This is a genomic window from Paraburkholderia sp. HD33-4, from assembly GCF_021390635.1.
Lineage (GTDB): Bacteria > Pseudomonadota > Gammaproteobacteria > Burkholderiales > Burkholderiaceae > Paraburkholderia.
Genome location: NZ_JAJEJS010000003.1, coordinates 97,447 through 122,343 on the forward strand (window position 1 = coordinate 97,447; position 24,897 = coordinate 122,343).

At 62.3% G+C, this 24,897-nt stretch carries 20 protein-coding genes and 1 pseudogene; 4 read left to right on the plus strand and 17 right to left on the minus strand.

Annotation, left to right across the window (positions count from 1 at the left end; all coding sequences use genetic code 11):
- Window positions 1–459 precede the first annotated feature (459 nt).
- A complete protein-coding gene (gene phbB, locus L0U84_RS35075) occupies window positions 460–1,203 on the plus strand; it encodes an acetoacetyl-CoA reductase (RefSeq protein WP_233857174.1) in 744 nt (247 codons plus the stop codon).
- Window positions 1,204–1,894: 691 nt separating this feature from the next.
- Here phbB and L0U84_RS35085 read toward each other — a convergent pair.
- Window positions 1,895–2,059: pseudogene (locus L0U84_RS35085) on the minus strand (LysR family transcriptional regulator); the annotation flags it as partial.
- 73 nt (window positions 2,060–2,132) lie between these two features.
- Between L0U84_RS35085 and L0U84_RS35090 the strand changes: the two are divergent.
- Window positions 2,133–2,552 carry a DUF1810 domain-containing protein gene (locus L0U84_RS35090; protein WP_233857178.1) on the plus strand — a complete coding sequence of 140 codons (420 nt, stop codon included), beginning with the start codon at window positions 2,133–2,135 and terminating at the stop codon, window positions 2,550–2,552.
- A 70-nt stretch (window positions 2,553–2,622) separates the two neighbouring features.
- Here the strand turns inward: L0U84_RS35090 and L0U84_RS35095 are convergent, their stop codons facing one another.
- Complete coding sequence (locus tag L0U84_RS35095; RefSeq protein WP_233857187.1) at window positions 2,623–3,687, minus strand: Vgb family protein; 1,065 nt, start codon at window positions 3,685–3,687, stop codon at window positions 2,623–2,625.
- Between the two features lie 226 nt (window positions 3,688–3,913).
- Here L0U84_RS35095 and L0U84_RS35100 point away from each other — a divergent pair, with 226 nt between their 5' ends.
- Window positions 3,914–4,144, plus strand: coding sequence for a hypothetical protein (locus tag L0U84_RS35100; protein ID WP_233857189.1), 231 nt, complete (start codon window positions 3,914–3,916; stop codon window positions 4,142–4,144).
- A gap of 86 nt (window positions 4,145–4,230) precedes the next feature.
- Here the strand turns inward: L0U84_RS35100 and L0U84_RS35105 are convergent, their stop codons facing one another.
- The 15 genes from L0U84_RS35105 to L0U84_RS35175 all read right to left on the minus strand — a co-directional run bounded on the left by L0U84_RS35105 (window position 4,231) and on the right by L0U84_RS35175 (window position 23,530).
- Window positions 4,231–5,853, minus strand: coding sequence for an aldehyde dehydrogenase (NADP(+)) (locus L0U84_RS35105; protein WP_233857191.1), 1,623 nt, complete (start codon window positions 5,851–5,853; stop codon window positions 4,231–4,233).
- 505 nt (window positions 5,854–6,358) lie between these two features.
- Window positions 6,359–7,609: an MFS transporter gene (locus L0U84_RS35110; RefSeq protein ID WP_233857193.1), complete on the minus strand. Its 1,251-nt coding sequence runs from the start codon at window positions 7,607–7,609 to the stop codon at window positions 6,359–6,361.
- A gap of 149 nt (window positions 7,610–7,758) precedes the next feature.
- Window positions 7,759–9,108 (minus strand): MFS transporter, encoded by a 1,350-nt coding sequence (locus L0U84_RS35115; RefSeq protein ID WP_233857195.1) that lies wholly within the window; start codon window positions 9,106–9,108, stop codon window positions 7,759–7,761.
- Between the two features lie 61 nt (window positions 9,109–9,169).
- Window positions 9,170–10,063 (minus strand): phosphate ABC transporter substrate-binding protein, encoded by an 894-nt coding sequence (locus L0U84_RS35120; protein WP_233857197.1) that lies wholly within the window; start codon window positions 10,061–10,063, stop codon window positions 9,170–9,172.
- A 37-nt stretch (window positions 10,064–10,100) separates the two neighbouring features.
- Complete coding sequence (locus L0U84_RS35125; RefSeq protein WP_233857199.1) at window positions 10,101–11,651, minus strand: acetolactate synthase large subunit; 1,551 nt, start codon at window positions 11,649–11,651, stop codon at window positions 10,101–10,103.
- A complete protein-coding gene (locus L0U84_RS35130) occupies window positions 11,651–12,508 on the minus strand; it encodes an HpcH/HpaI aldolase family protein (protein ID WP_233857201.1) in 858 nt (285 codons plus the stop codon). The genes L0U84_RS35125 and L0U84_RS35130 overlap by 1 nt, the downstream gene beginning before the upstream one ends.
- 69 nt (window positions 12,509–12,577) lie before the next feature.
- Window positions 12,578–13,423, minus strand: a complete 846-nt coding sequence (locus tag L0U84_RS35135; RefSeq protein WP_233857203.1) for an amidohydrolase family protein — start codon at window positions 13,421–13,423, stop codon at window positions 12,578–12,580.
- A 33-nt stretch (window positions 13,424–13,456) separates the two neighbouring features.
- Window positions 13,457–14,482 carry an amidohydrolase family protein gene (locus L0U84_RS35140; protein WP_233857205.1) on the minus strand — a complete coding sequence of 342 codons (1,026 nt, stop codon included), beginning with the start codon at window positions 14,480–14,482 and terminating at the stop codon, window positions 13,457–13,459.
- A gap of 39 nt (window positions 14,483–14,521) precedes the next feature.
- The gene (locus L0U84_RS35145) at window positions 14,522–15,493 is read right to left on the minus strand and encodes an ABC transporter substrate-binding protein (protein ID WP_233857207.1); all 972 of its coding nucleotides are present in this window, start codon (window positions 15,491–15,493) and stop codon (window positions 14,522–14,524) included.
- 1,030 nt (window positions 15,494–16,523) lie between these two features.
- The gene (locus L0U84_RS35150; RefSeq protein WP_233857209.1) at window positions 16,524–17,480 is read right to left on the minus strand and encodes a LysR substrate-binding domain-containing protein; all 957 of its coding nucleotides are present in this window, start codon (window positions 17,478–17,480) and stop codon (window positions 16,524–16,526) included.
- Window positions 17,481–17,593: 113 nt separating this feature from the next.
- Entirely contained in the window at window positions 17,594–18,124 is a 531-nt protein-coding gene (locus L0U84_RS35155; protein WP_233857211.1) for a carboxymuconolactone decarboxylase family protein, read from the minus strand.
- 34 nt (window positions 18,125–18,158) lie between these two features.
- Complete coding sequence (locus L0U84_RS35160; RefSeq protein ID WP_233857213.1) at window positions 18,159–20,165, minus strand: tripartite tricarboxylate transporter permease; 2,007 nt, start codon at window positions 20,163–20,165, stop codon at window positions 18,159–18,161.
- Between the two features lie 115 nt (window positions 20,166–20,280).
- Window positions 20,281–21,135, minus strand: a complete 855-nt coding sequence (locus L0U84_RS35165; protein ID WP_233857215.1) for an amidohydrolase family protein — start codon at window positions 21,133–21,135, stop codon at window positions 20,281–20,283.
- 130 nt (window positions 21,136–21,265) lie between these two features.
- A complete protein-coding gene (locus tag L0U84_RS35170) occupies window positions 21,266–22,306 on the minus strand; it encodes a Bug family tripartite tricarboxylate transporter substrate binding protein (protein WP_233857217.1) in 1,041 nt (346 codons plus the stop codon).
- A 264-nt stretch (window positions 22,307–22,570) separates the two neighbouring features.
- A complete protein-coding gene (locus tag L0U84_RS35175) occupies window positions 22,571–23,530 on the minus strand; it encodes a LysR substrate-binding domain-containing protein (RefSeq protein ID WP_233857225.1) in 960 nt (319 codons plus the stop codon).
- Here L0U84_RS35175 and L0U84_RS44085 point away from each other — a divergent pair.
- Entirely contained in the window at window positions 23,483–24,796 is a 1,314-nt protein-coding gene (locus tag L0U84_RS44085; protein ID WP_233857227.1) for an ABC transporter substrate-binding protein, read from the plus strand. The genes L0U84_RS35175 and L0U84_RS44085 overlap by 48 nt on opposite strands.
- Window positions 24,797–24,897 lie beyond the last annotated feature (101 nt).

Below are 24,897 nucleotides of genomic sequence, written 5' to 3' on the forward strand. Positions count from 1 at the left end.
GCGCATACCGCAAGAGACGGAATGCAGACGATTTATCCGCATTCTTAATTGTTACCGGTAACTAGTGCCGTGCGCGTGGCGCACTGTCGTGCGGAAATCCGACCTATGGTCTGGTCGCTTGATCAGGCGGCTGCGCCGCAGTCGTCAAAATCGCGCAATGTGTTTGCGCGAGGTGCCGATCCTGATCGCAGTGTCCTCTGATTAATTAGTCGTACCAATGACATCATCAGAAGCGAAGTTTTCTGTCTCACATAGTCAGCAGACAAGCGTGTGCGCAACCCGCGGACCAACGCGTGCGATTTCGCTGCGGCAGAGACAACGAACCGAACCATTTTCGTCGGACGACCTGATGCAATTCAGGTCGCGGCAATACGTTGTGCCAAATCAATAGCGCGTTGTGCGAGACGGCCATTGGGTTATTCACGTTCCTCGCAGACATGACCATCACGGATGGAAAGAATGACGAAACGAATTGCTGTAGTGACTGGCGGTATGGGCGGTCTGGGGGAAGCGATCAGTACGAAACTGCACGATGCAGGTTACGCGGTGGTAGTCACGTACTCGCCGAACAACACCGGCGCAGGTGAATGGCTCGCGAACATGGAAACACAGGGCAGGAAATTTCTCGCGTATCCGGTCGATGTGGCCGACTACGATTCATGCCAGCACTGTGCGGCCAGAATTCAGTTTGACGTCGGCCCGGTCGACATTCTGGTGAATAACGCCGGAATCACCGAGGACATGACGCTCCGGAAGATGAACAAGGTCAACTGGGACGCGGTCATCCGCACCAATCTTGATTCGGTTTTCAACATGACGAAGCCGCTGTGCGAAGAGATGGTCGCACGGGGTTGGGGACGCATCGTCAACATTTCGTCCGTCAACGGCTCGAAAGGCTCGATCGGCCAAACCAACTACGCCGCCGCCAAGGCCGGCATGCACGGCTTCACGAAATCGCTGGCGCTCGAAGTGGCGCGCAAAGGGGTAACCGTCAATACGGTTTCGCCGGGCTACCTCGCGACGAAGATGGTCACGGCGATTCCCCAGGAGATTCTCGATACGAAGATCCTGCCGCATGTCCCAATGGGGCGTCTGGGCAAGCCCGAGGAAGTGGCGGCGCTCGTGCTTTACCTCTGTTCGGACGATGCCGGCTTCGTGACCGGCGCCAATGTTGCAATCAACGGCGGCCAGCACATGCAGTAACAGTAGCGCGACGCCCACGCAACATCCCAACGCTTCGATGAGAGGAACGTGTCATGAGTGAAACCTGGATAGGCCTGATTATCGGAGGCGCGGCTCTTGGTATCGCAATGTTGATGGTCATTGGCCACTATCGCCGGGAGCGAATGCGGGCACGAACGCTGCGAAATCTGAATCGTCATCAGTCGTGGCAACAAACGGACTCGCGAAAGTGATTGCATCGTGGCGCATACGTAACCACATGGCCACATAGCCACGCCTCAGGCAATTGCAGAGGAAGACGACGCCTGACGCACGGACCGGATTCAATCCGGTCACCACATTGAGAGAAGTGGATGAAAACGGCAAGCAGGAAACGATCTGGAGACAGAGAGAGCCCTTATACGCCAGTGACTGCAGAGGATGCAATTTCCCACCTCGAACTGGTCTTGTCAGCCGGTGCCGCGGAGTCTTTGTTCAGCGGCGTTTATTGGCACGCACGCGTTCAACAGCTGAGCGCTACACGAGGGTTGACCCCGCTACAGCAAGCAAGGCTCATGAGACTACTCAAGTCTCTTCCGTCGCCGGTTCGGGCCAAAGATCCAGCGTAGAACTCGCCTTCATCTGCTGGAGCGGCGCATTCGGAATCGAGACTACCGTCGCGACTACTTGCGCATTTTCTGCTTGAGTCCCCTGCTGCCAACTATCGCGACAAGACCTGAGAGGCCACCGAGCGAACCTCGTGGACGATGCGCGGAGAAAATCCGCTGGAGCGGCAGGACGCCACGAGGCTGCCGAAATACACAGGGCTCACCTGGCGCGAGAACATCACGAATTCTTCGTCCGCCAGTGCCGCGAGCCGCACTCTTTCGCACCGCGCGCACTCGCGCCGCGAAACAGGTGCGAAAATCGTGGTTCAACGATAGGCTTTCACATCTGTAGCGGAGTAAGAAATGGACGATCCCTATGACCTTCAGCGCTTCCTCGATGCACAGGATCCGGTCTACGCCCAGGTATGCGATGAACTGACGCATGGACGCAAGCGAAGCCACTGGATGTGGTTCGTGTTCCCCCAAATCGAGGGGCTCGGAGCCAGCGCAATGGCTCAGCGCTTCGCGCTTTCGTCGCTGGCCGAAGCTCAAGCTTATCTGCGCCACCCGATTCTCGGCCCACGGCTGCGCGAAACGACGCAACTGGTCAACCTCGTCAGCGACCGCTCCATCGAGGATATTTTCGGGTACCCGGATGACCTCAAGTTTCGCTCGTCGATCACCCTGTTCGCGCGCGCCACGAACGACAACGACGTGTTTGTCGAAGCTTTGCGCAAGTATTTCGGCGGAGAAGCCGATCCGCGAACCCTGCAGCTGCTCTAAGCCATCTTTGTAGCGAGCGCGCACACTCGGGCGCGGCGAACCGCAATTCCGGTCCCGGTGCAGTGTGTCGTCACTGCCCTCTCGCATCGGCTGCACGCGACCGGTAGAGCAGCAGATGATCGGTGGCGGATTCGGATAGCCAGACTTCGCCCGGACGGCCCATCATCTGGCGGACGTTTGCGTGGTCACGCGGCAGCGGCAACACGTCGAAGCGCTCGGCACGCGGATCGAAGCGCACCAGCGCGTTAGCGCTCCATTCACTGAGCCAGACGATGTCCCGATCGTCGACGAATATTGCGTACGCGTGCGGATCGCTGCCGGGCAGTCGCCATTCGCGCCATTGATGCGTGGCGGGATCGAATACGCCGACTTTTCCGGCGTTCCACTCGCTGACCCAGACGCGCCCGCTGGAATCGGCCCACACGCGGCGCGCGCCCTGATGCGGCGTTGGTGGCTCGATGACCTGCGCTGCGCCCGTCGCCGGGTCGATGCGACCGAGGTAATTCCCCGCCAGCGACGCGAAATACAGATCCCCTGAGCGTGTCACGCAGATACCGTAGGGCCCGGCGCCGCGTGGTGCATCGAAGACGCGCATGCGCGCTCGCTGCGGATCGAGTTCACCGTAGATACCACTTTGTCCGGTAAACCACAGGTGCCCCTGTTTGTCGAACACCGCGGTGTTCAGATTGGCGTCTGGCCGGTCTTTGGGCAGCGGAAAACGCGTGACGGCAAGCGTCTTCGGATCGATGCGGACGATTGCGTTCTGGCCGCCGTCAGTGACCCACGCCGCACGATCGGGACCGACGATCACGCCATGTGGCGCCGATCCGGCGCCGAGCGCGATCGTATCGATTTTGCCGCTGCGCGGGTCGAGCCGCCCGAGCGCTCCCCGCGCCTGCGCGGTGTACCACACGGTGCCGTCTTGCGCCGGTGCGACGTCATGCGGTGCGCTGCTGGCCGGGACGGCGAAGCTCTCGAACGACGGCGGCTGTGTTTGAGCCTGCGCGAGGCCAGGATTGCCTGTGCTCGTCGCGTATGCGATGACGTATAGGGCCGAGGCAATCACGGAACGGGCGGGATGGACCGCGAACATCCACCATAGAAGCCCCGCAAGTAACAGCAGAGGAATCAGCATGGGTGGTCTCCATCGCTGCTTGTGGCAGCTAACGTATCACGATTGCCACTTGCCGAGGTGAACACGACGTCTCATTGATCAACGGCACGACCCAGCGATGCAAAGCGCTCGCGCTGTCAGTGCGCTGGCCGGCACAGTTGGCAACCGCACTGAACGGTCCAAACGGACGGTGGACACTCGGCGCGTAGCCGCCCTGCAGGCCAATCCCAACCAAGGCGTCCAACCTATGCCCAAGATCTTTCTCGAACTGCCTGGTAAAGCGCAGCAGGCGCCTACCGAGCTTGGCGAAGAGTACACGATCACTGTGACGCGCCCTGACGGTTTTGCCTGCACGGAAGACGAGGCGCGAGTGATCATGATCACGTGCCTACGCCAAGGACCACGGAAGCGGCGAAAAAGCAAACTTCCTGCGTCGCAGCAACTCGAGGCACGCGGGCAGATGCGCCTGTTGGAATGAAAGCGGGACGATCCGGCTCCGACACGATGGCCGCACACTGGACGGTGTAGCCATCGTCCGTTCCCGCGGGATGATCGGGTTGCGCGTTACGTCGTTGCGGCGTTCGCCGAATCCATCGATTGCGCCGGTGCGGCCGGTTCCCCATCCACCATGCGCCAGACGCCTGAAGGATTGGCCTCTTGCAGCGCATCCGGCAGCAACATATCCGGCAGATCCTGATAGCACACGGGACGGAGAAAGCGGTCGATCGCCGTCGCGCCAACCGACGTAAACATCGAATTCGAGGTCGATGGATAGGGTCCGCCATGAACCATCGCACGGCAAACCTCCACACCCGTCGGAAAGCCATTCGCGAGAATGCGTCCAGCCTTGCGTTCGAGTGTAGGCAACAGCCGCCTGGCATCTGCCACGTCCGCCGCATCGATCTGCAACGTAACGGTAAGCTGCCCTTCAACGTGCTCTGCGATTTCGACCAGTTCTTCAAAATTGCGGGCGCGAATCACGACGGATGCCGGACCGAACATCTCCGCCTCGAGTTCCGGCGAGGCGAGCAGGCGCTGCGCATCGGTCACATAGAGCATCGCCTGCGCGGCGTTCGGGCGCTCGCCCGCGGGCTCGCCGTGAGCTACCTTCGTCACGCCCGGTACGGTACCGGCGATTTGCGTCCCGGCGCAGTAGGCATCGAAGATTCCCGGCGTCAACATGGTCTGGGCCGGCCTGGCGGCCAATGCATCGCCAGCCGCCTTGATGAAGCGCTCGAGGTCCGGGCCGTCGACGGCAAGAACGAGTCCCGGATTCGTGCAGAACTGACCTGCACCCATCGTCAAAGAATCAGCAAATGCATTGCCGATTGCCTCGGCGCGGTTCGCGAGCGCAGCGGGAAACAGAAATACCGGGTTGATACTGCTCATTTCCGCATATACCGGTATGGGCTCAGGGCGGACGTTCGCTAGCTGCACCAGTGCGATACCGCCTCGCCGGGAGCCCGTAAAGCCGACCGCCTTGATCGCCGGATGCGACACGAGCGCTTCGCCCAGCTTGCGACCGGACCCGAACAGCAGCGAGAACGTGCCCGCTGGCAGGCCCTGCTCCTTCACGGCCTTCTGGATTGCTCCGCCTACGAGCCTGGCAGTCCCCAGATGCGCGCTGTGCGCCTTCACGATGACAGGCGCACCGGCGGCCAGTGCGGAAGCCGTGTCGCCGCCCGCAACCGAAAATGCGAGCGGGAAGTTACTCGCGCCAAATACGGCGACGGGTCCGAGCGGCACTTTTGCGAGGCGCAGATCCGCACGCGGCAAAGGCTGACGCGCGGGCTGCGCACGATCGATGGTGGCGCCGAGAAAGTGTCCGTCGCGCACGACCTGGGCAAACAGACGCAACTGACCAACCGTGCGTGCACGCTCTCCTTGAAGCCGCTGGGTGGGCAATCCCGTTTCGGCTTGCGCGCGTTCGATCAGTTCGTCCCCGAGTGCCAGGATATTGTCGGCAATGGCCTCGAGAAAAGCTGCGCGCTTCGCAAGCGGGGCGCTGCGATAAAGGTCGAAAGCGTCCGCGGCCAGCGAAGCCGCGCGATCGACCTCCGCCGCGCCGCCCATGCCGAATACCGGCTCCGCGATCTCCGAATGGGTCGCGGGATTGAACGCCCGCTGCTCACCCTCGGCACCGCGCACTTCCTGAAAGCCGATAAGCATGTCGCCATTGATTGTCATGTTGATTTCCTGGAACCAGTTAGTGTGATTGTTCTTCGGCATGATGCACGCGCATCGCAGCAACTAGACGCATAGCCAGTTCACCGCAGGCCGCACGATCGGCGGCGGATAGACACACCAGGAGCCATCGTCGTGGCGAAAGAACACAATCGCAAACGTTCCGGACGAACGCGAAACTTCGACTTGTACCGCTCGCCATGGCATCTTCGTCGAGCGGCCTGGTCGCGTGACCCTGAACGGTCCGCCATTTCCAAACCAGTCGTCGATAAGGGCACGAAGGGAACCGAGTTGACCACTCATGAGTGTCTCCGCGCTTCGCGAATGTGTTGGCAAATTCACAAAGCTATTGCAGCAAAATCGTTTGTGCGCCAACACCAAACGACCCGATCCGACTCTCATCCATTGGGAAAGTCGCGACGGTATGTTTATGATCGGCCGCACGCCTGCTACCGTCTATTGAAGTTAAAGGCGCAGGCCTTAACCGAAACGTTAACGCGTCGCAGAGTCAGTGCAACGTCTCCCGGCGCGCCAGCGGCTTGAACAGTTGACTCCATGCAGCACTGACGAGAATCGTCGCGAATCCGCCGAGTACCACCGAGCCGACGACGCCAAATGCCGCGGCTGTCGCACCAGACTCGAATTCGCCAAGCTGATTGCTCGCACCGATGAAAAGCGTGTTCACCGCAGCGACCCGTCCACGCATGCGGTCCGGCGTTTCGAGCTGAATGAGCGTCTGGCGCACGATCACGCTGATCGTATCGGCACCGCCTGAGATCGCCAGCAACAACAGCGAAACGGGAAACGAACGGGAAATTCCGAACGCGACGATAGCGCCTCCGTAGACTGCGACGGCAATCAACAACTTCTTGCCGACGCCACTGCGAATGGCACGCCTCGACAGCATCAGCCCGACACCAAGCGCGCCCACCGCAGGCGCGGAACGCAGCAACCCCAGTCCTTGTGGACCGACGTGGAGAATCTCCTTTGCGTAGACGGGCAACAGCGCGGTGGCGCCGCCGAACAGCACACCGAACAGGTCGAGTGAAATGCCACCGAGCAGCAACGGGTTGCTCCACACGAAGCGCAAGCCGGCGAGCACGGTCTCGGCCGTCACGGGCTCACGCGCAGGCGCAACATGGTCATAACGTATCAGCGCGTACAACACCGCGCTCACACAGAACAGCGCGGCGCAGGTGAAATAGAGCGCATTGACACCGATCGCAAACAGGAAGCCGCCCAACGCGGGACCGGCAACGACGCACACCTGCTGCACCACGGTACTGAGCGCCATCGATCGCGCCAGCAGTGTTTGCGGAACCAGCATCGGCAACAGTGCCTGCTGACCGGACATCTGAAACGGCCGGATCGCACCGAGCACGAGCGAGAGCCCGAGCAGCAGATCGCGGGTCACGACATGCGTCAGGGTCGAGAAGGCAAGCAGCGTTCCGACGGCGGCCTGGGCCGCGAGACAGACCGCGACGATCTGGCCGCGATGCATGCGATCGGCGCAATGCCCGGCGACCAGCGTCGTGGCGAGCCCGGGAATGAACTGGAACAGGCCGACGAGACCGAGGTACCACGCGCTCGACGTAAGGTCGTACATATGCCAGCTAATCGCGAGCAGCAGCATCTGCTGGGCGGTGATGGAACCGACGCGGGCGATCAGAAAGCGAGTCAGCGACGAATGCCGCAGCAAGGGTGCCACGCCGGTATGCGCCTCTAAAGCCAGCGACGACTCTTCATTGATTTGGCTCATCACGACTTCCCGCCCAACGCGTCGCAGCCGTGCGCGTGGCTTTTGAAAACTGTTCTTGGCATAAAGCGGATGCGGCGCAAAGGCACAAGCCATGCACCTGCGCCCCCACACGCGGAAATGAATGAAAAGAGACGGATATCATCGAGCATCTACGGCTCAGTGCCCGCAGCATCCGGGTTCCGCATGCCGACACCCGTCAAGGTCTGAATCGTCGCATCGTCGTTAAGCCGCGCTTCCATGTCGCTCGCATCGACTTTCGGCGCCCACTTCCGCTGCAACAACACCACCGTACTGGTCGCGCCGAGCAACAGGAACACGAAAATGGCCAGCATGGGCAGCGTGTAGTCACCGCCGACATGCAGCAGCCAGCCCGACAGACTGGCCGAGACGCCACCCGCAAGACTGGTCGCCACCTGTTGCAAGCCGGTATTCAAACCCACCGCCTGCTTCGGAATCAGCGTGAGCTTGACTAGCGCCAGATTGTTCGCGGTGACGAGCCCCAAAAGGGAAAGAGACACGATGTTCCAGAACAACGCCGCCTGCGGCGAGCGTGTGTATGCGCCGAGGAGAACGGTAGTGCCGCCGATGAACCCGGCGACGATGAACGCTTTGCGCACGACGACGGCATCGCGGCCGCGCGCGATAAGCTGGTCCGCCGCCCATCCCGCGAGCGCCGCCACGACGGCGATGCCGGCGAAGCTGAAAAAGGTGTAGAGCCCCGACTGCCGCAGCGACAGACCGCGTTGCTCGACCAGATAGGCCGGCATCCAGGTCATGCAGTAGAAAGCGAAATAGCTGTAGCAGAAATTGGTGATGAGACCGCCCCATACCACCGGGCTCGCCAGAAGATTGCCAAGCGGCACCGAGGCCGCTCGACGTTTGGCAACGGCAAGTTCGGCCTTGCCCGGAAAATCGTTGTCGAGCATCAGAAGCCACGGCACCAGCCAGATCAACCCGGCCGCACCGGTAACGATGAACATGGCCTTCCACGAACTGTTCGCGATCAGCCACGCTGCGACCGGCGCGCCGAGCGCCGGTCCCATCTTGCCGCCGATCGAGTAGATACCGAGGGCCGTACCTTTGCGGGTTTCGTCGAAGTTGTTCGCGAGATACCGATAGGTCGCGGGAACCGCCACCGCCTCGGCAACGCCTATCAGCAGGCGTATGAGAATCAGGCCCGTGAGCGTGGTCGTGACACCGGTTGCGGCTGCCGCGAGACACCACAACAGGAAGCAGATCGAGTAAGGCCACTTCACGCCATAACGGTCGACCAGCCAGCCCATCGGCAATTGCAGCAGGCCGTAGGACCAGAAGATCGCCGAGCCGAGCCAGCCGCGCTCGACATGCGTGAGACCGAATTCCCGCACGAAATGGTAGTCCGCGAACGCAGCGGACATGCTCGTGCGGTCCGCGTGGGCGATCATCAATCCGAGCGCGAGCAGCACGACGATGCCCCAGCGCTTCCCGGTTCGCGCCTCGTTGCGTCGAGCGATCTCCACAGTTGGTCTCCGATGTCTTATCTGTTGTTGTGTCCGTCTGAAGCGGCCCGGCTTCGATCGCTCAACCGAGGCTGCCCGTCACATCGTCGAACAACTCGTCGACGGACAGGCGACGCGGAATGATCTTCTGATCGAACGCCCAGTCGACTGCCAGTTGCAGTCCCTTGCGATTCGCTTCCAGCCCGATCGGCGGAAAGATCGCCGGCACGCCTTCGGCGAGCGAGCGGCTTGCCACGATCATGCGATACAACTCACGAACGATGTCCGGCCGCTCTTTCGACAGATTCTCGTGAACCACGAACATGTGGTTGATCGGCACGACGCCGGTGCGGGCGAACCAGTCCTTCGCGGCGGCATGCGCGTGCGGGACCAGCGTGCGCACGCGCTGGTCCTTCGGCATGTCTTCGCCGAGCAGCGCGGCAGCCAGTTCGCCCTTGAGCATCATGTCCGGAATCGACGAGCCTGCCGGCAAGCGCACACAGTTGGACGGATCGCTGTACTCGGCCAGATGGCCGTCACCCAGCGTCATCCACGTGACCTTGTCGAGGTCGACGCCATATTCATGGCGCAGGATGCCGCGAATCCACAGTGCAGTCGTTTGCGTATAGGTACGAACGCCGACCTGCTTTCCTTCGATATCCTTCGGATCGAGGTGTCCGAAGTCGATGTTGTAGCCGGCGCAATGATGCTGGAAGCGCCCGGAAATCGGCGTCGGCAGCAGCACGTAGGGCTTGCCGTAGGCCTTGGCCTGCAGGAACGTAACGATGGCGAGTTCGCCCGCGTCGAACCTGTTCTCACGCACCATGGCCTTGAAGCCGTTGTGCGCCGGGGTCGGTCCGCAAAAGTCCAGCGTCACCAGGTCCGACTTCACGCGCCCGTCGCGCATTGGCTTCGTCACCGCGTATTCGGCCAGATTGGTGCGCAGCGTGGGCACGCCCGTGAGCGTCGTTGTCATGGATGTCTCTCCTAATGCTTGTGTCTTCAGAATCGAATTACAGCCGGACCTCGATGAGGCACGGACCCGGCTCGCGGGTCGAATCGACCATCGCCTTGTAAAAGCCCTCCGCCGTGTCGACGGCGATGCCCGGTACGCCCATGCTCTTTGCCATCGCCAGCCAGTCGATGCGCGGCTTGTCGATGTCGATCATCGACAACGCGCGTTCGCCCGGCGTGCCCGCGCCCATGTTGGCGTATTCGGCCTTCAGAATCGCGTAGCTGTTGTTGGCGAAGATGATCGTCGTGACGTTCAGGCCTTCGCGCGCCTGGGTCCACAGCGACTGGATCGTGTACATCGCGCTGCCGTCGCCGACCATGCAGAACACGCGCCGGTCCGGGCAAGCGAGCGCCGCGCCGGTCGCCACGGGCGTCGAATAGCCGATCGATCCGCCCATGTTGTTGATGAGGTCGTGCGGCCGCGCGCCCATGGTCAGGCTCATCGACTCGCGGCCCGTCGTCAGCGATTCATCGACGACGATGCAGTGCTCGGGCAGCGCCGCGGCCAGTGCGTGAGCAATGCTCGTGGGGTTGAGCGCGCCCGTCGGCACCGGCGTCTCGACGCGCGCCTGAAGGAGTGGCTTCGTGCCAGTTGCGCCGAGCGCCTGCAGCAGCATCTCGAACGCGAGTTCGCTGTCCTCGTCGGCCTCGACCAGCGCATGCACGAGGGTGCCCTCCGCCTTGAGCAGACTGGGCTTGTCCGGGTAGGCGAAGAACGCCACGGGCTCGGTGGTCTCGACCGTGACGATGTGCTTGAAGTCCTTCAGAAACGCCGTGGCCAGCGGCACCGCGTAGGGGATGCGTGCGATCGGCACGCGGCCCGCGCCGCGCTCGATGCGCGCCGTGAAGAACTGCGAGCCCAGCTTCGCGCCGGTCGCCTCGGCAATCTGGCCTGCCTTCTCGAGCGCCGCGCCGCGTGTCGCCTTGTTGGCCAGAATGAGCAGAGTCGGCTCGCCGGAGCGCAGCACCTGGGCGACGTGTTCGATGCGCGCGGCGCTCGGCGTCTTGCGACGCGTCAGTACAGGCGGCGGCAGCACGGGCTCCGCATCGGTGCGCTGCCACGAGGTGTCGCCGGGGAGGATCAAGGTGGCGATCTGCCCCGGATGCTCGCTCGCCTTGGCCACGGCCTGAGCGGTATCCCAGCCGATCGTGTCGGCAGATTCGGCACGGCGCACCCAGTGGCTCAGCGGCCGCGCGAGGCCCTCGATATCCGAGGTCAGCGGCGGATCGTACTTCAGATGCGACACCGAATGCTCGCCGACGACGTTGACCATGCCCGACGACGCGCGCTTCGCGTTGTGAATATTCGCGAGGCCGTTCGCGAGGCCCGGTCCCAGGTGCAGCAGCGTCGAGGCCGGCTTGTCCTTCATCCGGTACCAGCCGTCCGCCGCGCCCGTGGCCACGCCTTCGAACAGGCACAGCACGCTGCGCATGCCGGGGTTGTTGCCCAGCGCGGCAAGGAAATGCATCTCCGAAGTGCCGGGGTTGGCAAAGCAGATGTCGACGTCCTGCTCGACCAGGGTCGCGACGAGACTTTCGGCGCCGTTCATCAGTAGCCTGCCATGTCGCGCGCGAGACCGACCACGCCGTAAGTCCGCTGCGGCGCCGACATCAGGAAGCGGTAGCCCTCTTCGGCGAGGCGTCGATGGTTCTTGGCCGTGACGTGCGGATGGCCCACGACGACATCGTGCTTCTTGCAGGTCTCGACGATCCGGCGCATCGCATCGATGACCTCGGGATGCTCGTACTGACGCGGGACGCCCAGTTCCTGGCTGAGGTCACCCTCGCCGATCAGGATCAAGCCGATCCCGGGCACGTTGGCCAGGATGTCGTCGAGGTTCTCGATCGCCTGCGTGCTCTCGCACATCAGGCCGACGAGGATCTCGCCTTGCGGTGCGAGCGGCCATACGTCGGCCTTCTCGTAGTACTCCGGCATCGACAGGCCCCAGTAACGCGCCGCATTGGCCGGCCCGTCGCCGCGCACGCCCTTCGGCTCGTACAGCGGCGCGTTCTTCGGTCGTGCATAGCGGCACGACGCTACCGCGTTATATGCCTGCTCGACGGTCGCGACGTGCGGCCAGATCACGCCATAGGCGCCGCGGTCCAGGACCTGCTTGGCGAAGCTCTGGTTCATCTCGACGCCGTTGGCCGGGATGCGCGCAATCGGCGTCACCTTCGGCGCCACCGAGCCGGACTCCGCGATCTGCTTGCGGCTGAGCATGTATTGCAGCGCATCGCCGAGCGCGCTCACGTCATACGGGTTGTGCTCCATTTCGAACACGATGCCGTCGTAGGGCGCATCGCTCATCTCGATGGCGGTCTGCTTGTCGAGCTTGGAGAAGGCGGCGTGCGCGGCCTTACCCGACTCGAACGCGCGAATGATGCTGTTCAGGCGAATGTTGGACATGTTGAATCTCTCTTTCACGCTGCGCGGTGCCGCTTCGGTTGCGGCGCACGCGCGGTTGGCAATGTTCGATCAGCCGAGGCTCGGATACAGCTTTTGCGCCGTCTTGCCGAAGATCCAGGCGCGGTCCGCCTCGCCGAGGCACGCGAGCCCTTCTTCGGCCGTCGCGAGGATCTCCTTGAGCGTGCCCGGCGAGGTCGGGAAGTTCGAGCCCCAGGCCATGCGCTGCGCGCCGAATGCTTCGACCACACGCGGGAAGAAGGTCGCGGCGCTGGCCTTCTCCTTCTTCACGTCGCCGAAAATGCGCGGCGTGAGCTTCATGTAGATGTTGGGCAGATCCGCCAGGGCGAACAGGCTCGCGGCATTGGCGTACGGCGGCCCGTCCAGCACGTCGGGGCGGCCGAGGTGATCGAGGATGATGTTCACGCCCGGAAACTTCTCGGCGAGCATGCGCACCTGCGGCAGACCGATAGGCCCGGTCTGGATGCACATCGGCAGGTTCAATTCTGCGAGCATCTCCCATGCCTTGAAGGACTTGGGGTTGTCGAGCTCGCTCGGGTCGAACTCCTTGGTCGAGCCGCCGGTGAAGATGCGCAAGCCGGCGAGGCCCTTGTCGGCCCAGCCCTTGATCACCGCGGGCACGTCGTCGGCCAGCATGTCCACGGAGCCGACTGCCACGAGCCGGTCTTTGTACTGGTTGCAGCCGTCCACCACGTAGCTGTTGTCGAAGCCGTAGGTCGTCGACGAATGCACGACCGCCGCCTTGGCAACGCCGGCTTCGTCCATGGCCTTGATCAGCGCCTCGACGGTATTGGGGCGCTCCTGCGACCAGTCCGAGCGCTTGCCGAACAGCGGCGCGGGCGGATAGCGCTTCTCATCGTCCGAGATGATGTGAGGATGAATGTCGATGAAGTTCATGAGGTTCGTCCAGCTATCGAGCTATCGGCTCCGTTACAGGCCCTTGGCCTTCAGGTGTGCGTCGAGGCGCGGATAGACGCGGCGCGCGTTGCCTTCGAAAATCGCGTGCCGGTCGGCGTCGCTCAACGCGGAGCAGGCGTCGATGTAGCGCTTGGTGTCGTCGAAGTACTCGCCGGTGTTCGGATCGCGGCCGCGCACGGCACCGATCATTTCCGATCCGAACAGCACGTTGCTGGTCGGCACGACCTTGGTCAGCAATTCCACGCCCGGGTGGTGATAGACGCAGGTGTCGAAGAAGATATTACTCAGCAGTCCTTCGAGCGGACGCTTCGCCATTTCCAGCGACATGCCGCGATAGCGGCCCCAGTGATAAGGCACCGCCCCGCCGCCGTGCGGAATCACCAGACGCAGCGTCGGGAAGTCCTTGAATACGTCGCCTTGCAGCAGCTGCATGAAAACCGAAGTATCGGCGTTCAGGTAATGCGCGCCGGTGCCGTGGTGGCACGGATTGCACGACGCGGCGACGTGGATCATGGCCGGCACGTCGAGATCGCACAGCGCCTCGTAGAGCGGATACCACTCGCGGTCCGTCAGCGGCTTGCCGGTCCAGTAGCCTCCGCTCGGATCGGGATTCAGGTTGCAGCCGACGAAGCCCATTTCCTCGACGCAGCGGCGCAGCTCGGCCACCGAATTCTTCGGCGGCGCCAGCGGCGATTGCGGCAGCTGGCAGACGGGCACGAAGTTGTCCGGGTAGATGTCGCAGACGCGGCGCACGAGGTTGTTCGAGACCTCGGCCCACTCGAGGCTGGTGCGCTCGTTGCCGAGGTGGTGGCTCATCAGGCCCGCGATCGGCGAGAACAGCGTGAGGTCGCCGCCGCGTTCCTTCTGCAGACGCAACTGGCCGTTGCCGACGCCTTCGCGGATCTCGTCGTCGCTGACGTGCGCGCCCGACAGCGGCGGCGCGTTGGCCGGGTCGTTGGCGGAGTCGATCTGCTTGGCGCGCCAGTCGCGGAACGAGGCAGGAACGGTCGTGAAGTGACCGTGGCAATCGATGATCATTTTTTTCCGTCCGGAGTTCTATGCGGAGTCAACGCGGGTTCAGGCGCGGGGATCGACGAACAGCTCGCTCATCGTCATGCGGCGCGGCGTGAGGCCCTGCTTGAACGCCGTCGCTTCGAGCGCCTCGATGGTCTTGCGGTTTTCCTCGATGCCGTAGGGCAGCGGATCGTGGCCGACGATCTTGCGCAGTTCCTGGTACTTCTTGTTCTTCTTGTCGGTGAGCTCGCCTGCGTCGAGCTTGGCGAGCCAGTCCTTCTTGGCTTTGTCGAACGCGTCGTAGATCGACCTGGCGACCCACGGATGTTCGGCGAGCACCGAGTCCTTCACGACGATGGTGCCGTGCATCGGATAGACGCCCGTGCGCGCGTAATATTCCGCTTCGAGTTCGGCGGCGTTCGGGAACATATCCGGATAGTCGGCCTCGACCTCTTTCCAGCCGCCGGTCGGGTCGCCGGTGCGGCCAATGCCTGCGTTGCCGTGAAAGCCCGCAACCAGCTCGCCCTTGGCCATCATCTCGGCGAGCGACGTGCCGGCCGGCGCATGAATCACGTTCGGCGGGAGCTCGAGTTGCGTGACGTGCTCTTCGTCGTCGACCACCCACGTTACCTTCGACGTATCGAGACCGAATTCGTCGATCAGCACCTGACGCGTCCATGCGCCGGTCGTCACCGAGTACGCGCGCACGCCGACCTTTTTGCCTTCGAGGTCCTTCGGCGTCTTGATGCCAGCGTCGGGGCGCACCAGCAGGCCCGAGTGGTGGAAGCGGCGGACCACGAAGATCGGCAGCGCGACGAAGGGTGCGCCATAGGCACGCGCGATGATGTAGGTCGTCGGGGCCAGCTCGCACACGTCGAACTCGACGTCGCGGACCATACGGCGGAATGCGCCGATTTGCGGGTGGACCGTGATGAATTCGGCGTCGACGCCTTCGATGGGAATGGAACCGTTGCGGATTGCGGCGGTGTGGGGATGCTCGGCGATGGCGAGCTTGAGGTGGACTTTCTTGCTCAATTTAGTCTCCTGTGACTTGGGCGGTCGGATCAGCCAGTGCTTCTTCGCTGCTTCTTCGCTGCTTCGTCGCAGCTTGAGGAAGGCGCTTCGCTATTCAGGTGATCTCGTTGACTAGATGATCTTTCCACGGCGGTTTTCCGTCTATTGAATTAAGCTGCGGGTGGGTTAACCGTTCGGTAAAGGGGTTCGCGCTTCGCGTTGGATGGGATGGGGGGTGGGGTGCGAGGTCGTGGTGTGGGTTGAGGGTTTGGTTACGGTGCCCCTTGGGCGGGGTGGAGCCTTTTTTGTCGTTGTTCTGGCTTTGTTGGCCTTTTCTTGCTGTGTTGTCGGTCGATTGGCGTTGCCCTGTGCGGGGCGGCGCTTTTTTTGTTGTTCTAGCGTTCTTGGCCTTTCCTTGCTGTGTTATCGGTCTATTAGCGTTGCCACTGTGCGGGGCGGCACCTACTTTCTTTGCTGCTGCAAAGAAAGTAGGCAAAGAAGACAGCTCAAACCGCCAGCTTATAAGCGGGTCCCCTGGCTCGGAGCGGGCAGTGGTGCATCTGGAATCCGTGCCCCCGCACATTCCGCTCCGGTGACAAAGCCGTCATCCCTCCCACTCCGCACTGCGTGCGTCGCGGACGGGTCTGCCAGGAGAACCAACGGTTTGGCCCGCGCAGCGGGGGCCGTCGGCTCGCCCGGCGATGCGCTAAAACAACCAGTGGTTTTTGAACGGGAATTCGGCGCGCGCAGCGCCGCCGGAGGAATGACTGCCTTGTCACTGGTGCGGAATGTGCGGGGGCACGGATTCCAGATGCACCACTACCTCATGCGGACCGGGGGACCCGCTTAAGAATTTGCGGTTTGAGCTGTCTTCTTTGCCTACTTTCTTTGCAGCAGCAAAGAAAGTAGGTGCCGCCCCGCACAGGGGCAACGCTAATAGACCGATAACACAGCAAGGAAAGGCCAAGAAAATCAGAACAACGAAAAAAAGCACCGCGTCGACCACGCGAAACCCCACCATTACCGCCCCTCAGCGGGGCGCCCCAACCGCCTAGTGCCCCGAAGCACCGCTCACCGCCCGCGGCCCAGTCCCACCCCCTGTCCGCAGCCGCTCGGCCGCCTCCTCCAAACACGCCACCATCAGTTGCGCACTAGGCGTCAGCCCTCGATTCCGATTCCACAACACACCAGCCGGCCGCAGCAACCGCGGCAAACTCAACGGCAGCGTATGAAGCGGTTGAGCCGTATCCCCACCAGGCGTCCCAGCCATCACGGCAATGAAATCAGAAATCTGCAAATGCGCGCGCGCAACATGAATCGACAGCGTCTCGATGTAATTGTTGGTCAACGGCACATCATGCGCTTCAAGGGCCCGCTCCAGCGGATCCCGCAATATCGAGCCAAGCGGCGGCAGTATCCACGGAAAAGGCCGCAGATCCGACCACGCCAGCGTCTTCCTGCGCGCCAGCGGATGATGCCTCCCCGTCATCAAGGTAACCGGCTCTTCGAGCAGTTCCTTCTCCTCGAAACTACCGAGCGTATCCGGCGGCGGCAGACGGCCCACCACGAGATCGAGATGCCCCTGCCAAAGCTCCGGCAGCAGCGACCCCGTCGTGCCCTCCGTCACCATCACGTTGGTCCCCGGCGAGCGCTGCTTCAGAAGGCTCAGCGCCTGCGGCAGCAGCACCGAAGCCGAAGCGGGCAACATGCCGATGTGGATCTTGCCCTCGGTGCCCGAACTCAACGCCTTCAATTCGTCGCGCGCCTGATGCAGGATCGTCAGCATTTCCCGCGCGTGGCGAATCAGGCAATCGCCGTACTGCGTCGGCACGAGGCCCTGTGCCGTCCGCGAAAACAAAGTGAGCCCGATACCCCTTTCGAGTTCGGCCAGCGACTTCGAGACGGCAGGCACGGTCACATGCGTGACGTCGGCCACCTGAGTCAGGTTGCGGTATGTGTCGATCGTTACCAGCAGGCGCAGGTGACGCGCCTTCAGGTTGATCTGCAAGTACCAGTCGAGAGCTGACACGTCGTGTACCTCCGCGGTTTCACCAGCTCGTTAAAGCTACGGTCGCCGGCGGTGGCACGTTGTAGAACGCGCTCGCCGCCGGATCGTTCGGGTCAGTCCTTGGGCTCGAGCGCGTGCAGCGTCATGCCGAGTGAAATCGACGTGAAATAGCCGACCGTGACGAGCAGTTCGGCAATCACCGCGCGTCCCAGCCCCGCGTCGTATCGGGCAAAGCGCGCGTCGTCGATCGCGCCGCCCGCGAGAATGTCGCAGACCGCGTCGCAAACCAGACCGAAACGATCATCGCCTGCTTCGGGTCGGCGCTTCTCCAGGATCGCGGCCACCACAGCCTCGGGCACACCCGCCTTCAACGCATGGCGGCGGTGGTTGGCGATCACATAAGGCGCGTTCCAGAAGACAGCCGTCGAAAGAATCGCGACTTCGCTCTCCGCCTCGCTGAGCACGGGCGAACGGTCGACGTGCGTGCCGATGATCTCCATGCCGGCGGCCAGGTTCGGATTGTGCAGCCAGATGTTGAACGGCGTGGGGATGCGTCCGCGTCCTTCGCCCAGCCGGGCAATGACCTTCTTTTGCGCGTCCGAGGCCTTGTCCGGGTCGATACGTTCGAGTCGGTTGTTCGACATTCCAGTTCCTTCCAATGTTGATTCAGTAAAGCCGCTAAAGAAGGCTGCTCGGCCAGGGGATATGAATGATCTGGTCGAAAACACCATAGATGAGAGCCGTCACGCAGGCCGCGAGGATCAGACTGAGCTTCCACGACTCGCGCCCTTCGATGCGCATGAAAGCCACGATGATGATCGGCACGGTCGGGATCATGCCGATCAACGACATGCAGACGAGAAACGCGACGAACCAGCCGAAGAACCTCGCGGCCCGCAGCAGCACCACCTTGTTCGACAGCTTTTCGCCGTGCTCGCTCGAGACGTCCATATGGATACCGCCGCCCGCTTGCGCGTGGCCGGCGTGCGCCGGAATGACGAAGACCTTGTAAGCAAGACTGGTCGTCCCGGCAATGACGAGAATGCTCGCGACGACCGTCGGCCCGATTCTCGCCATCAGGAGCCAGCTCTGCGAAGTCACCAGCATGTAGAGGCCGATGCCGATGAAGAACACATAGACCAGGTCTTCGAGCTTGAGCACGATCTTTCCGCTCGGGCGCATCCGCGCGAGGCCGCCAGTACGCAGCGCGTTGAACAGCGGCTTGAAAAAGACCAGCGCCGCAAGAATCAACAGCACCATGACGACCGGGCGGGTCACCCATTCCGTGCCATAGCGCACGAACGAGATCGTCATGTAGCGCTCCATCAGCACGCCGAGCACGAGACCGAGGATCAGAGGCGGCCGCGCCCATTTCATCCGCTTCATGGTCCAACCGATCAGCGCGGCGATCAGCAACACGATCAGATCGCCCCAGCTACGCGAGCCCTGGAACGCGCCGACGTAGATGATCGGCATGATGACCGGAAGGATCAACGTGTAGCGCAGCGTCGAGATCTTGGCGAATTGCCCGCTCAGCAGAAAGCACAGACCCGCCCCGAAGATGTTGGCCAGCGCGATGGACCACACCATCGAATAGGTAAAGTCCAGATGCTTGGTCAGCATGTCAGGACCGGGAATGAACCCGTGGACCATCATTGCTCCAAGCAGGATGGCCTGTGCCGCGCCGCCCGGCACGCCGAAAGACAGCATCGGCACGAGGCTGCCGCCTTCGCGCGCGTTGTTGGCCGCTTCGGGCGCAATCACGCCGCGTACATCGCCCTTAGTGAAGGTCTCCTTCGCGCCCTTCGAGGTCTGCATCGCATGACCGTAGGCGATCCAGTCCGTCACCGCGCCGGTGATTCCCGGCACGACCCCAAGCAGCGCACCCAGTCCACCGCAGCGAAGCACGAGAAACCAGTTGCGCAGACTGTCGATGACGCCCTGCTGCATGCCCTCGCGCGAACTGAACTGGACGTTTTCGGCGATTGCCGTGCGTCGGATGGCGAGCTCACACAACTCCGGCAGCGCGAAGATGCCAAGGATGATCGGCACCAGCGGAATACCGTCCTGCAGGTACAGGATGTCCCCCGTCCAGCGCATTTGCCCGGTTTCGACATTGGTGCCGATCATGCCGACCAGAATGCCGAAACAGGCTGCGACCACTCCCCTCAGCGGTGCATTGCCCGATAGCGCCGACACCATCGAAACGCCGAATATCGTGAGCCCGAGCATTTCGGGCGTGCCGATCGACAGCACGAAGGGACGCACCAGCGGCAGCGAAATCGCCAGGATGACCGCGCCGATCAGACCGCCTAGCAACGAAGACGTATAGCACGCGCTCAACGCGCGCGACGCTTCACCGCGCTTCGTCATCGGCAGGCCGTCGAGCACGGTAGCCTGTGACGCCGCATGACCCGGCACGCCGAACAGCACGGCGGGAATCACGTCCGACGTGGTAATGACCGAGGCCATGCCGAGCAGCATCGCGAAGGCCGCATAGGGGTCCATCGTGTAGGTGAACGGCACCAGCAACGCAAAGCCGGTCAGCCCGCCGATGCCCGGCAGCAATCCGATCGCCAGTCCGACCGTGACGCCGAACACGAGGAAGATGAGCCGGTTGAATTGCAAAAGCGTCGTCAGCGCATGGCCCGCTGCCATTAACGTCGCGTCGTTGAAAAATTCCATGCGTCATCCTGATGAAAGGGCAAGCTCGTCGACTCACTGCGTGAACCAACGAGCTTCGACGATCGGGAGCATCGAAGCAGATGAAGCCGCCTGGATCCTCGACCTCGTTACTAGTTCAGTCAGCAAGCGACGGGTAAAGGCGCTTTGCCGTGCGGCCCCAAACCCATGCACGCTCTTCTTCGCTCAGTGCCGCGAAACATGCATTGCCCTGGTCGATCAGCTTCTTCAACGGCCCCGCGGAGGCCGGGTAGTTCGAACCGAAAGCCAGGTGATCCGCGCCGAATATCTTCACCAGTTGCGGGAAAAACGCTTCCGCGCCGCCCGGCGCAGCCTGCGCGAGATCGAACGTCTTCGGCGTGATCTTGAGATACACATTGCTGTACTTCGCCAAATCGAACAGCGCCGCGCAGCGCGCGTAGGGGGGGCCGTCTTCGAGATCGGGGCGCCCGCAATGATCGAGCGCGATCTTCACCGTCGGGAAACGCTCGGCCAGTTCAGCCACCATCGACAGGCCTTCCGGCGTGGTCTGCACGACCATGGTCATGCCGATTTCCGCGCAGCGTTCCCAGATCGGGAAGGTCGCCGGATTGACGAGCCAGCTGCCATCGGTCTGATGGGTCGCGCCGCCCGTGAAGAGCCGGATCCCGCCCATGCCGTTGGCCAGCCAGTAATCGAAAGTCTTCAGCGCATCGGGCGCGAGCAGGTCGAACGAATAGACGCCGGTGAAGCGCTTCGGCTCGCGCGCCACGCTGTCGGCAACGTACGAGTTGTTGGTGCCGTAGGTCGTCGACGAATGCACGATCGCCGCTTTCGCGACGCCCGCTTCGTCCATCTCGGCGATCAACTGTTCGAACGTGATCGGACGCGTGGCGGACCACGTCGAGCGATGTCCGTGCTGCGGAGCGATCGGGTAACGCTCCGTATCGGTCGAGATGATATGCGGATGAATGTCGATGATTTCGGGAGTCATGTGCTTTAACCTCTTGTTGATTGGCTGTCATTCACCCACGACAGGTTCATGACGTTGCTGTCTCTGACGGAATCCGGGCCGGGCCGGCGATACCGAACCGCGCGACCACTGCCGCGATCAACTACCGCGATCAGTGAGAACTGAAAATGAGCTTGCGGGCGGCCTCGATCTGCGGCGCGGGCGTCGCGTATAGCTTGCTGACGATCCGTTCCACCGCGCTTCCGTCGATCGGATCGATCGGGAACCCTGAGCGTTTCATTGCGTCGATGAACGCGGGGTCCACAATTGTTTTCGCAAAGGCTGCGCGCAGCGCATCGAGGCGATCCTCAGGAACACCTTGCGGCACGGCTATCGGGCGTCCCGCATCGAACGGCAGCAGGAACAGGTTGAACAGCGCCTTGACATCGGGATCGGTGATATAGGCGCTCAGATTGGGAACGTCGGAAAACGGAGCCGGACTTTGCCAGCCCAGATGCAGCAAGACCTTCATCTTGCCGTTGGCGAGCATGCGCACCGGCTCGCCCTGCTGCAGTCCGTCGATGGTCGAGGCCCAGCCGTCGACCTCACCGCGCTGCATGGCCAGATAGACCTCGCCGCGTCCCGTGTAGCCGGGCACGATACTCATCTTTGCGCCAACATACTCATCGAGCAAAGCAGGCAGCGTCCGGTCTTCATTGGCGAAGCCCGTCGCGCCGATGTACATCTTCTTTTTGGTGAGATCGTCCGCCGTGGTGACACCGGAGCGCGTCATCGAAACGATGGTGTACTGGACCTTGTTGAGACTGCCAAGCCACCTGACTTTGCGGGGATCGAAACGGTTCTGCCGCGGATCGAGCAACGGAATATAGAGGTTATTGCGTTGCAGGAAGCCGATGACCGATCCGTCATTCGGCTGTCTGGTCTGCAGCGAAGCCGCCGCGACCATGCCACCCGCGCCGACTACATTCATCACCACCGCGCGGGGTTTTCCCGGAATGTAGTTGACGAAGAAGCGTGCGAACTGGCGGGCAATGATGTCGGTCGGCGTGCCTGCGTCGGCGCTGACGACGATCGTCAGAATCTTGCCGTGGTAAAAGTCCTCGACCGACTGACCGAAAGCGGGTCCGGCAATCGCCATCGCGGCAATACCTAACAGCGCCGCGCAAGCGCGAAATGCAGTCGTGAACTTCATGGTGGTAGCTGTCTCCGGTAGTGGTCCGCGATTCGGCTCGGTGGCAAGCCCGAGACGGTTGCAGTCCCAGGCATCGATCGCGTTGTCTCCGTTCATTAATCAGTGAACGCACTGAAATTCTGCCAGCCCTCCGATATGGGTCAATTGAGAAAATCGGCTCCAGGCTTGAGCAAATGGTTAAGGCGCGGCCGGGGTCAAGGCTGGGGACGCGCGAGCACAAACGCCGTGCGCGGGGCGACGTGAAACAGGCTGCGATTCGCTGGCCTAAGCGCGTTTCGCGCGCTGCGTGGTCTTCTCCGCGAGTTGTTGAGCAGCCTCCTCGAGGCATGACACCATCAGCTGCGCGCTTGGATTGAGGCCGCGATTGCGGTTCCACAGCACACCCGACGGGCGCAGCAGCCGGGGCAGGCTTAACGGAAGCGTATGGAGCGGCTGTGTGGGATCGTTAGCGGGAGTGTCGGCCATCACGGCGATGAAATCCGAAACCTGCAAGTGCGCGCGCACGACGTGAATCGACAGCGTTTCGATGTAGTTGTTGGTCAATGGCACGCCGTGCACCTCGAGTGCACGTTCGAGCGGATCACGCAGTATCGAACCCGGCGGCGGCAAGATCCACGGATAGGGATGCAGGTCCGACCATTGCAGATTCTTCCGGCGCGCCAACGGATGATGACGGCCCGTCACCAGCGTCACCGGGTCCTCCAGAAGCTCCTTCTCCTCGAAGCTGCCGAGCGTATCGGGCGGCGGCAGGCGCCCCACCACGAGGTCGAGGCGCCCTTGCCAGAGTTCAGGCAACAGCGAGGCAGTCGTACCTTCGATCACCACCACGTTGGTGCCCGGTGAGCGCTGTTTGAGCAAGCTCAACGCCTGCGGCAACAGCACGGAGGCCGACGCGGGCAGCATGCCGATGTGGATCTTGCCCTCGGCCCCCGAACTCAGGGCTTTCAACTCGTCGCGAGCCTGATGCAGGATGGTCAGCATGTCTCGCGCATGCCGGATCATGCATTCGCCGTACTGCGTGGGCACCAGACCCTGCGCCGTGCGGGAAAAGAGCGTCAGGCCGAGTCCCCGTTCGAGTTCGGCCAGCGCCTTCGACACGGCTGGCACCGTCACATGCGTAACGTCCGCCACCTGGGTCAGATTGCGGTACGTATCGATCGCCACGAGAAGGTGCAAGTGCCGCGCCTTCAGGTTGATCTGCAGATACCAGTCAAGCTCCGACACGTCGCGCACCTCTACCGGTTTTACGGTTTAGTTAAGCCTAAGGCCATTTTACTCAATTGCCCCGAGGTGTCGTTCGCTGGCACGCTTACGCTGCGCATGCTGGCGCAATGGGCATTGGTACATGCTAGCAATCCACGTGCCCGAGAAAATCCTCCTCGCGACGAATCAAGACAGCAGCCGCGAGACGCACGTTCGACTCGCCGAATCACGACCAGATCCGCCGGCTCGACCGGCGCACGGAGACACCCGATGACGCAGACCTTCAGTCGCCGCCGCTTCTTGCGCAGCGCTGGCCTTCTCGGCCTGAGCGTAGCCGCGAGCGGACTTGCCACGCCCTATCTCGCGCGCGGCGCCGCCTCCCAGATCCGGATCGTCAGTAACCCGGGACTGGAGAACGCTACGCTTAACGCGCTGATGGACGAGATGGGTTACTTCAGGCAATTCGGCGTCAACGCAAGGATCGTTGAGATTGCCGGCTCGACCGGACCTTTCGATGCGATCGCCGCCGGCGCGGGCGATGTTTGCATGGTCTCGGGCTACAACCTCGTCCTGTCGCGAATCGCGCAAGGCGCCAACGTCAAGATCGTCGGCGCCGGTATGAAGAAATGCGCACTGACGGTCTTTGCGAGGCCCGGCGGGGCGAAGACGCTGGCCGATCTGGAGGGCAAGACGGTCGCGGTCGGTCCGACCAGGGGGCTGTTGCATTCGCTGATGCTGCAGTTGATGAAAGAAAGAAGGATCGACGCTTCGCGGATCAATTTCGTCGATAAAGGCAGCAACGATCAGTGCCATCAGGCAGTCGTCGACGCAGAAGTGGACGCCTGCTGTTCGAGCATCTCGCACCTGAACGATCAGGATGGGCTCGTGGTGATCAACGACGCCAACATGTGGCAAGCACTGCCCAGATGCATTTTCCAGACCGCCTATGCGTCCGATGCCGCACTGCGTGACAAGCATGAAGGCATGGTCGCCGTCATGGCCGCCTATGGATCGCTCTACGAATACCTGATGTCGCCGGCATCGCGTGATGCCTTTTTCGAAGCGCGCAAGCACGCGCAGAAGAAGTTCGACAAGGCATCGGCTCAGGCCATCTGGGAGTTCAACGAGACGCAGCGCCCCTACTCGAAAGATCTGTCGCTGACTCGTGACGACATCGGCTACTTGCAGGACATGTATATCGGCCTCGGCACGCTGCAGCGCAAGCAGCCCTTCGCCGCGGTGGCCGATATGTCGGCGGCACAGGACGCGGCGAAACTGTCGGGTTAAATCCCTTAGCTGAATCCCTTAGCTGAATCGTTCGGGCCAACCTCCCACCGCGCGGGCTTCACCTGAACCAACACCCCAAAGTCGGATCGACATCCGACCTT